This window comes from Pseudomonas weihenstephanensis, assembly GCF_001043055.1.
Classification (GTDB): domain Bacteria; phylum Pseudomonadota; class Gammaproteobacteria; order Pseudomonadales; family Pseudomonadaceae; genus Aquipseudomonas; species Aquipseudomonas weihenstephanensis.
Window position 1 is genome coordinate 249,700 of the sequence record NZ_JYLF01000001.1, and the last position, 13,401, is coordinate 263,100.

At 58.8% G+C, this 13,401-nt stretch carries 10 protein-coding genes; 3 read left to right on the forward strand and 7 right to left on the reverse strand.

What is annotated here, in order from left to right; genetic code table 11:
• The gene (locus TU86_RS01270; protein ID WP_048362498.1) at nucleotides 1-1,737 is read left to right on the forward strand and encodes a PTS fructose-like transporter subunit IIB; all 1,737 of its coding nucleotides are present in this window, start codon (nucleotides 1-3) and stop codon (nucleotides 1,735-1,737) included.
• 164 nt (nucleotides 1,738-1,901) lie between these two features.
• Here the strand turns inward: TU86_RS01270 and TU86_RS01275 are convergent, their stop codons facing one another.
• The 3 genes from TU86_RS01275 to TU86_RS01285 all read right to left on the reverse strand — a co-directional run bounded on the left by TU86_RS01275 (nucleotide 1,902) and on the right by TU86_RS01285 (nucleotide 7,398).
• Nucleotides 1,902-2,309 (reverse strand): endonuclease domain-containing protein, encoded by a 408-nt coding sequence (locus tag TU86_RS01275; protein WP_048362499.1) that lies wholly within the window; start codon nucleotides 2,307-2,309, stop codon nucleotides 1,902-1,904.
• A 95-nt stretch (nucleotides 2,310-2,404) separates the two neighbouring features.
• Nucleotides 2,405-4,939 (reverse strand): PepSY domain-containing protein, encoded by a 2,535-nt coding sequence (locus TU86_RS01280; RefSeq protein ID WP_048362500.1) that lies wholly within the window; start codon nucleotides 4,937-4,939, stop codon nucleotides 2,405-2,407.
• 134 nt (nucleotides 4,940-5,073) lie between these two features.
• The gene (locus TU86_RS01285; protein ID WP_048362501.1) at nucleotides 5,074-7,398 is read right to left on the reverse strand and encodes a TonB-dependent receptor; all 2,325 of its coding nucleotides are present in this window, start codon (nucleotides 7,396-7,398) and stop codon (nucleotides 5,074-5,076) included.
• 216 nt (nucleotides 7,399-7,614) lie between these two features.
• Between TU86_RS01285 and TU86_RS01290 the strand changes: the two genes are divergently transcribed.
• Both TU86_RS01290 and TU86_RS01295 read left to right on the forward strand, forming a co-directional pair.
• Nucleotides 7,615-8,295, forward strand: coding sequence for a Fe2+-dependent dioxygenase (locus TU86_RS01290; protein WP_048362502.1), 681 nt, complete (start codon nucleotides 7,615-7,617; stop codon nucleotides 8,293-8,295).
• 3 nt (nucleotides 8,296-8,298) lie between these two features.
• The gene (locus tag TU86_RS01295) at nucleotides 8,299-9,021 is read left to right on the forward strand and encodes a tetratricopeptide repeat protein (RefSeq protein WP_048362503.1); all 723 of its coding nucleotides are present in this window, start codon (nucleotides 8,299-8,301) and stop codon (nucleotides 9,019-9,021) included.
• Nucleotides 9,022-9,123: 102 nt separating this feature from the next.
• Here the strand turns inward: TU86_RS01295 and TU86_RS01300 are convergent, their stop codons facing one another.
• The 4 genes from TU86_RS01300 to TU86_RS01315 all read right to left on the reverse strand — a co-directional run bounded on the left by TU86_RS01300 (nucleotide 9,124) and on the right by TU86_RS01315 (nucleotide 13,378).
• Entirely contained in the window at nucleotides 9,124-10,287 is a 1,164-nt protein-coding gene (locus tag TU86_RS01300) for a type III PLP-dependent enzyme (protein ID WP_048362504.1), read from the reverse strand.
• 380 nt (nucleotides 10,288-10,667) lie between these two features.
• Complete coding sequence (locus TU86_RS01305) at nucleotides 10,668-11,825, reverse strand: osmoprotectant ABC transporter ATP-binding protein OsmV (protein ID WP_048362505.1); 1,158 nt, start codon at nucleotides 11,823-11,825, stop codon at nucleotides 10,668-10,670.
• The gene (locus TU86_RS01310; RefSeq protein ID WP_048362506.1) at nucleotides 11,822-12,475 is read right to left on the reverse strand and encodes an ABC transporter permease; all 654 of its coding nucleotides are present in this window, start codon (nucleotides 12,473-12,475) and stop codon (nucleotides 11,822-11,824) included. The genes TU86_RS01305 and TU86_RS01310 overlap by 4 nt, the downstream gene beginning before the upstream one ends.
• Before the next feature lie 9 nt (nucleotides 12,476-12,484).
• Complete coding sequence (locus tag TU86_RS01315; protein ID WP_048362507.1) at nucleotides 12,485-13,378, reverse strand: glycine betaine ABC transporter substrate-binding protein; 894 nt, start codon at nucleotides 13,376-13,378, stop codon at nucleotides 12,485-12,487.
• Nucleotides 13,379-13,401: the final 23 nt, after the last annotated feature.

Genomic DNA, 13,401 nt, shown 5'->3' on the forward strand with positions numbered 1-13,401 from the left:
ATGAAATTAGCCATTGTGACGGGCTGCCCCAACGGCATGGTGACCAGCGTGCTGTGTGCCCGGTTGCTTGACGCTGCTGCGCAACGTCAAGGTTGGAGCACCAGCGTTGAAGTGCATGACCCCAAGCACCCTGAGCGCCAATTATCGGCAGCGGTGATCGATGAAGCCGAGTGGGTACTGGTGGTGAGCAGTACGCCGCTGGACATGCAGCGCTTTATCGGTAAACGCGTGTTTCAAAGCACCCCGGCCCAGGCCCTGCAAGATGTAGAGGGGGTATTGCGCCGGGGCGTGGAAGAAGCCCAGGTGTACGCCGCTGCTGACGCGGTGGTCGAGGACGCGGCGCCTGCCCGCGCGCCCAAAATTGTCGCGGTCACGGCGTGTCCCACGGGCGTGGCGCATACCTTCATGGCCGCCGAAGCCTTGCAACAAACGGCCAAGCGCCTGGGCTATGACTTGCAAGTCGAAACCCAGGGTTCGGTGGGCGCACGCAACCCGCTGAGCGCCCAGGCCATCAGCGAGGCTGACGTGGTGTTGCTGGCGGCGGACATTGAAGTGCCGACCGAGCGTTTTGCCGGCAAGAAGATCTATCGCTGTGGCACTGGTATCGCGCTCAAGCAATCGGAAGCCACGCTGAAAAAAGCCCTCAGAGAGGGGCAGCAAGAATCGGCTGCCACGGGGGCTTCGGGCACGGTCAAATCGGAGAAGACAGGTGTGTATAAGCACCTGCTGACTGGCGTGTCGTTCATGTTGCCGATGGTGGTGGCGGGTGGGCTGCTGATCGCGTTGTCATTTGTGTTTGGTATCACGGCGTATAAAGAGCCCGGCACTTTGGCGGCAGCGTTAATGCAGATCGGCGGCGATGCGGCATTCAAACTGATGGTGCCGTTGCTCGCGGGATACATCGCCTACTCGATTGCTGACCGTCCGGGCCTTGCGCCGGGGATGATTGGCGGCCTGCTGGCCAGCACCTTGGGCGCGGGTTTTATTGGCGGGATCATTGCCGGTTTTATCGCCGGTTATTGCGCCAAAGCGATCAACCGTTATGCGCGCTTGCCGCAAAGTCTTGAGGCATTAAAACCGATCCTGATCATCCCGCTGTTCGCCAGCCTGTTTACGGGCTTGGTGATGATCTACGTGGTGGGTAAACCGGTGGCGGGCATGCTTGAAGGGCTGACCCACTTTCTGGACAGCATGGGCACCACCAACGCTATTTTGTTGGGCGTGCTGCTGGGCGCGATGATGTGCGTCGACTTGGGCGGGCCGATCAACAAAGCGGCGTATGCGTTTTCAGTGGGGCTGTTGGCGTCGCAAAGTTATGCACCGATGGCGGCGACAATGGCCGCGGGCATGGTGCCGCCGATTGGTTTGGGCATTGCCACATTGATCGCCCGGCGTAAATTTGCGCAAACCGAGCGGGAGGCGGGTAAAGCGGCGATGGTGCTGGGGTTGTGCTTTATCTCTGAAGGCGCGATCCCGTTTGCAGCCAAAGACCCGTTGCGGGTGATCCCGGCCAGTGTGGTGGGCGGTGCATTGACCGGTGCGTTGTCGATGTACTTCGGCTGCAAATTAATGGCGCCGCACGGCGGATTGTTTGTGATGTTGATCCCCAATGCAATTAACCATGCGTTGTTGTATTTACTGGCCATTGTGGCGGGCAGTGTGCTGACGGCGGTGGTGTATGCCGTGATTAAACGGCCTGAACCGGCGGATATCGCACTGGAGACGGCCAAGGCTTGAACCGCTTGCCCTCACCCCAACCCTCTCCCGGAGGGAGAGGGGGCTTGAGATGTATTGAGGCTTGAAATGTATGCATTCAGTGCTGACGCCCACCAACGCCGACTCTCTGTGGAAGGGGCCAGGATGAGCGAAGGCTAGCACCGAGATCTCAAGCCCACCCCCAATCAAGTACCCTCTCCCTTTGGGAGAGGGTTAGGGTGAGGGTCTTGGAGCCTGCGCTGAACCTCCAGAAATATGACGTGCAAAACACCCTCCATCTCGTCAATCACTTGCAGATTGTCAAACCTCAGCACAGTGATCCCCAGACTCTGCAAATACCAGCTGCGGCGCAGGTCATAAGTCAGGGCCTCAGGCAGCAGATGCTGACTGCCATCCAGCTCAATGGCCAGTTGCAGTTGCACACAATAAAAGTCGAGCACATAAGGCGGGCAAGGATGCTGACGGCGAAACTTCACGTCCAGCAGTTGCCTGGCCCGCAGTTGTTGCCAGAGGCGCAATTCGCAATCGGTTTGATTGCCGCGTAAGCGTCTGGCCAGTTGACGTTGCATAGAGGTAGGGCGGGGCAGCGTCATGCTTCACGTCCGTGTGAAGGTGGATGTCTGACTCAGCCTAGAACGGCGACCAACCCGCGTTGGCCTCAATGATTAACCGATGTTGCCAGCACGTATCAGTACACATCCCGACGATAACGCCCTTGTTCAATCAGGTGCTCCAGCGCCTCGGCACCCAGTATGTCGATCAACGCCTGATCCACACCCGCTGCCATGCCTTGCAAGCTGCCGCAGATATAAATAGCTGCGCCCTGCGCCAGCCAGCGCCGCACTTCATCCGCCGATTCGCGCAGACGGTCTTGTACATACACTTTGTGCGCTTGATCACGCGAAAAGGCCAAGTCCAGCCGCGCCAGATCCCCGTTGGCCAGCCAGCCTTGCAACTCTTCGCGGCAATAGAAATCATGGGCAGCGTTGCGCTCGCCGAAGAACAGCCAGTTGTCCTGTATCCCTTCGCTAATCCGTGCCTTTAACAGACTGCGCAACCCTGCCAGTCCGGTGCCATTGCCCAGCAAAATCAGGGGGCACGATTGCTCGGGCAAGTGGAAGCCACTGTTGCGCCGCAGTCGCAAATGGATGCTTGAACCCACGGGTGCATGTTCGGTCAGCCAACCCGAGCCAATGCCCAGGCTGCCATCGGCATGGCGCTCTTGGCGCACGATCAATTGCAGCACTCCGTCTTCAGGAATCGACGCAATGGAGTATTCGCGCATGCTCAAGGGGATGAGCGCATCGACCAATGCCTGGGCGTGCAGGCCCACCAAATGCCCACGGTTCTCGGGCAGTTGGCGACTGGCGAGTGCTTGTGCCAGGGTTTCACGCAGCCCGTCGAGTTGCACCATGCTGTGCGGCTCAAGGCCCAGGCCGTCGAGAAAGTGCTCTACCGCCCAGGCGCATTGGCGTGGCAGGACTTCGACCAAATCACCCGCCTGCCACGTGTGGCTGTTGTCGGGTGTGCTAAGCCCCAGCAGGTACGCGCTGGAACCGAGGCTGCCGGGGTTGAGCCGATCTCGCTGTTCCAGCGTCCAGTTGCTGTAACGCGGGGCCTGCCATGGCGTGCTGGGCGCGCCACCGGTGAGCTGGCTCAGTTGCTGCTGCCATTGTTGCAGTGCCAAGGTATCGCCGTTGTCGACGTGCACCGGGCTGAACAAAGACTGTGCGCCGCGCTCGTTTAGCCACTGTTCTATACGGGTGGCAAAACCGCAGAAGTCGGGGTATTGGCGATCCCCCAAGGCCAGTACGCCATAAGTGAGGCCATTTAAGGCCAAGGGTTGGTCCACAACCTTGCGCTCAAATCCGCGGGCGCTGTCCGGCGCTTCCCCGTCGCCAAAAGTGCTGACCACAAACAGCGCGTTGCTGGCGTTTTGCACGTCATCTTCAGTCAACGCTGACAGCGGCTGCACCCGAACAGGCAAGCCGGATGCCTGCAATTGCCCGGCGGTTTGCCAGGCCAGTTGCTCGGCAAAGCCGCTCTGGCTGGCGAAGCCGATCAACCATGAAGGCGCATCGCTGCGCAGCTCTGTAAAACCTTGGCGCGCTTGTTTGATGTGACGCTTTTTGCGACGACGGTCCAGGTACAGTAACCAGCCGGTAATAAAGAACAGCGGCATGGTCAGGCTGGCGGCGGTGACCAGAATGCGCCCGGTCAGGCCCCAGTAACTGCCCACGTGCAGGGCGTAAATGCTGGTCAGCAACTGCGCCTTGTAGCTTTTGTCATCGTAGCGCTCATGTTTTTTGACTACGCCGGTCGCGGGGTCGAGCACGATCTGGTTGAAGGCCCGCTCATGGGGTGAGTCTGTGCGCAGGTAGAAAACCGTCGCGGGCTGGCCTGCCGCTGGCGGCATGCGCACGTTGTACAGGCTCAGCTCGGGGCCTGCGGCTTTTTGGATGCTGGCCCAGATCGCAGCGTAATCGGCGATGGGCGCGGGGCCCGCCGGGCCGGGTTGGCCGCGACCGCCTTTGCGTTGCTCACCGTGGGGGGCGTCTGAAAACAGCCGTTGCAGGCCTTTGTTGTACCACTCGTAGGACCATGACAGGCCGGTGAGTGCCGCCAGCAGGTAAAAGATCAGGCACCAGGTGCCCGCCACCGCGTGCAAGTCCCAGTTGAAACTGCGGCCTTTTTTCGCCCAGTCCAGTGTGAGCCACGCGCGCCAGTTCAGCGCCTGACGCGGCCAGCGCAGGTACAAGCCCGAGAGGCAGAAGAAAATCAGCATCAAGGTGCACGCGCCTGTGATCTGGCGACCGGTTTGGCCGATGGCCAGAAAACGGTGCAATTGCAGCATCAGGCCGAAGAAATCCTGGCCTGTGGCATCGCCTTGATAGGCGCCGGTGTAGGGGTCGACATAGCGCAGTTGGCCGCGCCGCTCGCCCGGTGGCGGGGTGAAAAACACGCGGGCGGCACTGTCGCTGTCAACGCCCACCCACAACATCGACACGTGCTTGCCTTCGCGGGCTTCGACTCTGCGTACCAGTTCGGCGGGCGGCAATACGCCGCTGTCGAGCTGTTGGACCTTGAGTACCGAGGGGTTGAGCAGGTTCAGCAGCTCGTCCTGAAACGACACGGTCGCACCGGTGATGCCCATCAGGGCCAGCACTAGGCCGGCGGTTATCCCGAAAAACCAGTGCAACTGAAACAGTGTTTTCTTGAACACAACGGCCGCCTTGCTTGTTCAATTGAATGCATGTTTTACGCCACAGGCCTGACGTCATCAACGTCAAGCCCTGAGGCTTTCACACAAAAGCCCCGGCCATTGGATGGGCGGGGCTTTGTGTGGCTAACGTGTACTTAGAAGTGGAAGCTGGTGGTCAACAAGGCGGTACGGCCTGCGGCCTGGCTGGCGAAGTGCGCAGCGTAGGCTTTGTCGTAGTACGTCTTGTCGGTCAGGTTTTGCACGTTCAGTTGCAGATCGACGTTTTTGGTCAGCTTGTAACTGGCCATTGCGTCGTAGCGGGTGTAAGAGGGGACGTACACCGTGTTTGCGGTGTCGCCGTAGACCTCGTCTACATAGAACGCGCCGCCACCGACGGTCAGCTTGGGTGTCACGTCATACGTGGTCCACAGGCTGAAGCTGTTTTTCGGCGTGTTAGGCATTTCGTTGCCTTTGTCCGACAGCGCGCCGGTATTGATGCTGCCATTACGGTTGGCTTTCTTGCCCGGATCAACCAGCTCGCTTTTCAGGTAGCTGTAGCCTGCAAACACTTGCCATTTGTCAGTGATCTTACCGCTGGCCGACAGTTCCAGACCGTCTACGCGCGACTCGCCAGCGTTTTCGTAGGTGAACGAGTCAGTCAGCACGCGGGTGTTTTTCTTCTCGGTACGGAACACCGCAGCGGTCAGCGACAGACGATCCTGGAACACATCCCACTTGGTGCCCAGTTCGTAGTTAACCGTCTCTTCGGGTTTCAGGTCACTGGTGATGGTGCTGCCCGGTGCAACCAGTGCGTTACCTTCTGCACCTTCACCCACAATGCCGCCGGGTGGTGTCGCCGAGGTGGCGTAGGACAGGTAAACGCTGCCGTTATCCAGTGGCTTCCAGACCAGTCCGGTTTGCCAGTTGAAGAAGTGGCTGTCGTTCTCGGCTTTGCTGCGCCCTGTGGCTGAGTTGGTGTTGGCGGTAGTGCTGAAGGCGTCGTAACGCAGACCTGCGTTCAGCAGCCATTTTGGATCAAGCTCAATGGTGTCGAAGACGTAGGCCGCTTTGGTCACGCCAACGGTGTTAGTGCCGTAGTAGTTGCGCGAATCGGACCCCCCCCACACATCGTTCGGATTTGGGTTATCAAGCGAAGTACATACCCCACCGCTGGTGCCCACCATGCCCGGTGTGCAGCCGTTCGGTTTCGGGTTGCCTTGAAGCTGGCCATTTGGACCGTAAATGCTGTAGCTGCTGGCGCGGGTTTCTTCACGCGTGAACTCAACACCTGTGGAGTAAGTGTTCTTGAAGCCCATCACCTGGAAGTTACCAAACAGGTCTGTCTGGTTGGTGGTGGTTTCAGTCGTCGATACGCGGGAGTTCGCTCGGCGCCATACCGTGCCGTATTGGTTGACGTTGTGCTGGCTGTCATCCGGCTGGGTCAAAATGTAGTCCTGACCGGTGTTGCCGTGGCGAAAGGTGTTCTTCAGGGTCATCGCATCGCTAAAGTCATGCTCGAACGAAACGGTGCTGATATCGACACGGGTCTTGCGGAAGTCACGGTCTTTGAGGCCGTAGAAGTTGTTGCTGTTGCCGCCATCGTCAGGTTTGTCGTGCCCGTGAGCCGCTGTTTTCGAGCTGTTGCTGTAGCCGTATGGAATCCCCGAGTCCGGCAAGTCGTTGCTTTCCAGATGGTAGTAGCTGAGGTTCAGGCGGTTTTCAGTACCCAGGCCGAAGGTCAGCGACGGTGCTACGCCCCAACGGTCGTAGTTGATCGAATCGCGACCGGCTACGTTTTGCTCGTGGCTCATCAGGTTCAAGCGGAACGCTGCGGTGTCCAGGAACTGGCGGTTTACATCAAGGGTGTAACGGCGGGTCTGGTCGGAACCGTAAGTGAAGCCGCCATTGAGGAAATCGCCCATTTTTGGGGTCTTGCTCACCATGTTTACGCTGCCGCCAGCCGATCCACGGCCTCCCATTGAGGAGTTCGGGCCTTTGCTGACTTCGATCGACTCAACGTCAAAGATCTCGCGGGTCTGACCACCGGCATCACGTACGCCGTCCAGGTACATATCGCCCTGGGCATCAAACCCGCGAATGAATGGACGGTCGCCTTGCGGATTGCCGCCTTCGCCTGCGCCGAATGTCACACCCGGAACGGTGCGCAAGGCGTCTTGCAGCGATGTGGCGGCCGTGTCTTGCAGCACTTGCGCCGGGATCACGGTGATGGAGCGCGGGGTGTCCACCAGCGGGGCGGTGTATTTCTGCGAGCTGCCTTTTTCGGTCTGATACGACTGTGCTTGCTGCTCACCCGTCACCGTGGTCGCGCCCAGGGAAATACTGTTGCTCTGTGTTTTGCTTTCGGTGCTTTCAGCCGCCTGTGCCATGTGTGCAGCAGAGGTTGCGGTGATTGCTACACCGATGGCCGAAGCCAGTAAGCGCGGTGAGCTGACAGGTATTTTTATTGGTTGGCGCGACATGTGAAGATCCCTTCCCCCAGAATTTGAGCCGCGAAATATAGTGCAAACAATTCCTTGTATCAATTGAGAGCAATTACTATTAGCGCGAAATTTACATTCTTTACAGTTTTGCTTTACGGTTTTTCCACACTCGTTCGTCACTAGGTCCGATCAGTGTTTTACACGATCAATAAGAATCAATACCATTGCCATCCCTTTGCTATCAGGTACTGCGCCATGCTGCTGCATATTCCCGGCTTGTTCTCCCGTGAAGAAGTACTGCGCATACGCGAGGCGCTGGCGCAGGCCGATTGGGCTGACGGCAAAATCACCGCCGGGTTTCAGTCGGCCAAAGTCAAACACAACCTGCAATTGCCCGAAGGCCATCCGCTGGCCAAAGAAATCGGCGCCGCCATGATTGACCGGCTGTGGCAGAACCCGCAGTTCATGTCCGCTGCGTTGCCGCACAAAGTGTTTCCGCCGTTGCTCAATTGCTACACGGCGGGCGGCAGTTTCGACTTTCATATCGACAATGCCGTGCGCCAGCCCAAGGGCAACCCGGAACGGGTGCGCACCGACCTGTCGGCGACGCTGTTCTTCAGTGACCCCGAAGATTACGACGGCGGCGAACTGGTGATTCAGGACACTTACGGCGTGCGTCAGGTGAAACTCCCGGCGGGCGATATGGTGCTGTACCCCGGCACGAGCCTGCACAAGGTCAACGCGGTCACGCGCGGGACGCGCTTTGCGTCGTTTTTCTGGACCCAGAGCCTGGTGCGCGAAGACAGTCAGCGCACCCTGCTGTATGAAATGGACGGCGCGATTCAGCAACTGACCCGTGACGTGCCCGACCACCCCTCACTGATCCAGCTCACCGGCACTTACCACAACCTGCTGCGCCGCTGGGTTGAGGTGTAAGTCATGCCTTTCCAATTGCGCCGCGAAGAAGTGCTCGACGGCGAGCAGTTGCGCGCCATGCTCACTGAGAACCCGGCTCGCGCGGCGCAGGCGATTCTGATCGCCGCCAAACAAGGCATCGTCGATGGCCAAGCCTTGTTGGGCCAGATCTTGCTCGACGGGCAAGGGATTGAGCGCGACGCGGTGCTGGCCAAACGCTGGTTTCAAATTGCCGCCAATGGCGGTCACCTGATGGCGCGCAACATGCTGGGTCGTTGCTGGGAACTGGGTTGGGGCGGGCCGGTTGATTGGGCGTTGGCCAGCCTTGAATACCGCCAGGCGGCCGAAGCCGGGCTGGACTGGGCGATGTACAACTACGCCAATTTGTTGGCCACCGGGCGCGGGGTGATCGAGAACCAGCCCGCCGCGCTGGCGCTCTACCGGCAGGCGGCAGAGCGGGGGCATGCCAAGTCGATGAACCTGGTGGGGCGGTATCTGGAGGACGGACAGTTTTGTGCCCAGGATCTGGATGCGGCGCGGCACTGGTACAAATGCTCGGCCCAAGGTGGGGATTTTCGCGGGCAGTTCAGTCATGCGTCGGTGCTGGCCGAGGCTGGCCAGATAGACGAAGCGCTGGTGTGGTTCGAGCGAGCGTTGGCGGGCGGTAATAGCAAGTTTCTTGCCGTGGCGCATCAGACCCTGGCCAGCGCCCCCGATCCCAGAATCCGTGCCTTGGCGCAGCCTTAGGCGTTTTGAGCGTTTTGAGCTTGAACGCCCCTGTGCCATTGAGCACAGGGCGCAGGTATAAAAAAACCCATGACGTGTCATGGGTTTTTTAAGCGTTGAGGCTTACAGGTAGTACGACTTCAGCGGCGGGAAGCCATTGAATTCAACAGCGCTGTAACTGGTGGTGTAAGCACCGGTCGACAACCAGTACAGCCGGTCACCAATGGCCAGGTTCAACGGCAGGCCGTATTTGTAGTTCTCGTACATGATGTCGGCGCTGTCGCACGTTGGCCCGGCGATCACGACTTCTTCCATTTCGCCTTTCTTCTCAGTCCAGATCGGAAACTTGATGGCTTCGTCCATGGTTTCGATCAGGCCCGAAAATTTACCGACATCGGTGTACACCCAACGCTCGACGGCGGTGCGCGATTTGCGTGCCACCAGCACCACTTCGCTGACCAGAATGCCCGCGTTGGCGATCAGCGAACGACCCGGCTCCAGAATGATTTCTGGCAGGTCGTCGCCGAAGTCTTCTTTGAGGAAGCGAATGATTTCTTCGGCGTAGGTTTCCAGGCTGTTGGTGCGGGTGATGTAGTTGGCCGGGAAGCCACCGCCCATGTTGATCAGCTTGAGCACGATGCCGTCTTCTTCTTTCAGGCGCTCGAAGATCACTTTGACCTTGGCAATGGCAGCGTCCCACACGCTGATGTCGCGCTGTTGCGACCCCACGTGGAACGAAATGCCGTAGGGCACTAGGCCCAGGTCACGGGCCAGAATCAGCAAGTCCATGGCCATGTCGGTCTGGCAGCCAAACTTGCGTGACAAAGGCCAGTCAGCCGTGGTCGAGCCTTCGGTCAGGATGCGCACATACACCTTTGAACCGGGGGCGGCTTTGGCAATGTTGCGCAAGTCGGCTTCGGAGTCGGTGGAGAACAGGCGCACGCCTTTGTCGTAGAAGTAACGAATGTCTTTGGATTTTTTGATCGTGTTGCCGTAGCTGATGCGCTCGGGGCCGACGCCTTGGGCCATGACTTTATCCAGCTCGTAGATCGACGCGATGTCGAAGTTCGACCCCTTGTCGCGCAGCAAATCAATGATTTCGACGGCCGGGTTGGCCTTGACGGCGTAGTACACCTTGGCGAACTCAAAGCCGGCCCGCAGATCGTCATAGGCTTTGCTGATCATCGCGGTGTCGATCACCACGAACGGGGTTTCCTGGGTGTCAGCGAACGCCTTCATTTTTTGGAAGGTTTCGCGCGCGTAATAGTCTTCGACCTGAATCGACATGCTGTGGGACTCCTAGTGGCAAACGTCATCAATCAAGGGGTGCAACTGAACATCCTCCGTATCCCCACTTTGGTTCGCCTACTTCCCAAGGCATGTCCGCCGAAAGCAAAAAAGGTAAATGAACCTTGCTGTCTCGTCGTCAGTACTTGAGCCGGATGGATCGTTTCCAGCATGGATGTTCGGCGCGAACTGTAGGGGGTGATTGCGCATTGAGCAACAACAAATGTCGCGTTTATGTACGCGTTCGTCGCGGGTTCAATGACAGCTATTTAACTAACCGACATTGATGACGTAGGGATGTTCCATCAACAGGCATTTGAGGCGGGATATCAGCTGTAGGCGCGAGCGTGCTCGCCCCTACAGTGATCAGGCTATGGCGCTTAAGCCAGTGCGGTTTCGGCGGGTGACACGATGCTGGTTTTAGCCCCGCGTGAACGGCCCGAACTCAGGTACGCCGCAATGGATTCCTGGGTCACTTCACCCTGGAACACACAGTCGGTGTCCATCACCGGCAACCACGAGCGGTTGAATTCGTACATGCGCGACAGCAGGATGCGCAGGTGTTCTTCGGAGGCCGCCGTCGCGGTGAACTGGCGCAGGTATTGGCCGCAGGTGCCTGTCTGGCGATGCAGGTCGCGGCGACGTACATAACCCAGTGCTTTGTTGTCGGCACAGGTGACCACGACGTACCGACGGTCGAGTTCGTCCATCAGCTCCAGTGCTTCGCCCACGGGCGTCTCGGGGCTGACCGATGGCGCGTTGTCGGCCGCGTCTTCGGCCTTGACCAGCAGCAGGCGTTTAAGCGTGCTGTCTTGACCCACGAAGTTGCTGACAAATTCGTCGGCCGGGTGGGCCAGCAAAGTGTCCGGGTGGTCCATCTGCAACAGTTTGCCGCCCCGGAAGATGGCAATTTTGTCGCCCAGCTTGATCGCTTCGTCGATGTCGTGGCTGACCATGATCACGGTCTTGTTCAGCGCCCGTTGCATCTCGAAGAACTCGTTCTGGATCATCTCGCGGTTGATCGGGTCAACCGCACCGAACGGTTCGTCCATCAGCAGCAGCGGTGCATCCGCCGCCAAGGCTCGGATCACGCCGATACGCTGCTGTTGGCCGCCCGACAACTCACGCGGGTAGCGATGCAGGTATTGCTTGGGTTCGAGCTTGATCATGCTCATCAGCTCACGTGCCCGTTCGTGGCACTTTTGCTTGTCCCAGCCCAGCAGGCGCGGGACCACGGTGATGTTCTCTTCGATGGTCATGTTGGGAAACAGACCGATCTGCTGGATCACGTAGCCGATGTTGCGGCGCAAGGTCACCGGGTCGAGGTCGGTGGTGTCTTCGCCGTTGATCAAAATCTTGCCCGAGGTGGGCTTGATCAGGCGGTTGATCATTTTCAGTGTGGTGCTCTTGCCGCAACCCGAAGGCCCGAGGAACACGCAGATTTCGCCTTCGTTGACGGTCAGGTTTACCGAGTCCACGGCTTTGACGTCTTTGCCGTTGCTTTGGAAGGTTTTGCTGAGGTTTTGAAGTTCGATCATTTGAGCAGTCCTTTTGGAGTCAGCGAGCGTTGCAGCCATTGCAAAAGCAGGTCGGCGATGATGGCCAGCACACTGACCAATACCGCGCCGACAATGAGCATCGACATGTCGCTACGGCTGATTGCAGCAAGAATAAGTACACCCAGGCCACCGGCACCGATGGTGGCAGCGATGGTCATGACACCAATGTTCATGACCACGGCGGTGCGTACACCGGCCAGAATCACGGGCACCGCGATCGGCAGTTCAACCATGCGCAGGCGCTGGCCGAAGGTCATGCCGATGCCACGGGCGGCTTCACGAATACCCGGTTCCACACCCGTCAGGGCGAGGAAGGTGTTGCGCATGATGGGCAACAGCGAATACAGGAACACAGCGGTGATGGCCGGCATCGGCCCAAGGCCCTGGCCAAACTTGGAGTAGAACGGCAGCAGCAGGCCAAACAGGGCAATGGAGGGGATGGTCAGCAGCACGGTGGCGCTGGCTTGCAGGGGGCCGGCCAGTGTCGGGAAGCGCGTCATCAGCACCCCCAGTGGCACACCGACAACAATGGCCAAGGTCACGGCGATGCCGACCAAGGTGATGTGCTGCCAGGTCAGATGCAGTACGAGCGACCAATCCATGTGGGAAAAGGCGTTTAGAAATTCCATGTCTTCTCCTCAGTTCAGTGGATGTTGGCGCAGAAACTCTGCGGCGACTTTGGACGGGCTTTCGTGATCGACGTCGACCTTGGCGTTGAGCTGGCGCATGGTTTCGTCGTCAAACAGATCCGCCAGCGGCTTGAGCAGCCCTTCCAGGTCCGGGTGCGCGTCGAGGTAGGCTTTGCTCACCACCGGCGCTGCGGTGTAGTCGGGGAAGTAATGCAGGTCGTCGTCCAGCAACTTGAGGTTGAAGGCGCTCAACCGGCCGTCGGTGGTGTAGACCAGACCGGCAAACACCTGGCCGTTTTTCAGCGCGGTGTAGACCAGGCCCGCGTCCATCTGACGGATGTTGCGGCGGGTCAGGTCCATGCCGTACAGCTTGACCATGCCCAGCAAACCGTCAGAGCGGTTGGCGAACTCGGTGTCCAGCGCCACCAGTGCCTCTTTGTTTTGCGGCTCACGCAGGGCCTTGTTCAGGTCGCTGACGGTGTTGATCTGCGGGAAGGCTTCGGCCACTTTTTGCGGCAGGGCCAAGGCGTAGGTGTTGCTGAACTTGGAGGGGTGCAGCCAGATCAGACCTTTTTTGGCGTCGAGTTCTTTAACGCGGTCGTAGGATTGCTGGCTGTCGAGTTTGTCGGTGATGTGGTTGTAGGCCACCAGCGACACACCGGTGTATTCCCACACCATGTCCAGCTGCCCGGATTCATGCGCCGAGCGCGCCAGGCTGCTGCCCAGACCGCCCGTCACTTGGGCGTTGTAGCCTTTGCTGTTGAGGTATTGCGAGGTGATTTCAGCGAGCAGGGTTTGCTCGGTAAACACTCGCGCCCCGATGCGAATCAACGGTTTTTCTGCGGCTTGGACCATTCCTGCGAACAGCATGATGCAGCCTAAAAACAAGCTTATTTTTTTCATGGTTTTTCCTTTGCTCAGCCAGA

Coding starts and splice junctions, on each gene's coding strand:
- TU86_RS01270 (WP_048362498.1), top strand. CDS start 1: ATGAAATTAGCCATTGTGACGGGCTGCCCCAACGGCATGGTGACCAGC.
- TU86_RS01275 (WP_048362499.1), bottom strand. CDS start 2,309: ATGACGCTGCCCCGCCCTACCTCTATGCAACGTCAACTGGCCAGACGC.
- TU86_RS01285 (WP_048362501.1), bottom strand. CDS start 7,398: ATGTCGCGCCAACCAATAAAAATACCTGTCAGCTCACCGCGCTTACTG.
- TU86_RS01290 (WP_048362502.1), top strand. CDS start 7,615: ATGCTGCTGCATATTCCCGGCTTGTTCTCCCGTGAAGAAGTACTGCGC.
- TU86_RS01295 (WP_048362503.1), top strand. CDS start 8,299: ATGCCTTTCCAATTGCGCCGCGAAGAAGTGCTCGACGGCGAGCAGTTG.
- TU86_RS01300 (WP_048362504.1), bottom strand. CDS start 10,287: ATGTCGATTCAGGTCGAAGACTATTACGCGCGCGAAACCTTCCAAAAA.
- TU86_RS01305 (WP_048362505.1), bottom strand. CDS start 11,825: ATGATCGAACTTCAAAACCTCAGCAAAACCTTCCAAAGCAACGGCAAA.
- TU86_RS01310 (WP_048362506.1), bottom strand. CDS start 12,475: ATGGAATTTCTAAACGCCTTTTCCCACATGGATTGGTCGCTCGTACTG.
- TU86_RS01315 (WP_048362507.1), bottom strand. CDS start 13,378: ATGAAAAAAATAAGCTTGTTTTTAGGCTGCATCATGCTGTTCGCAGGA.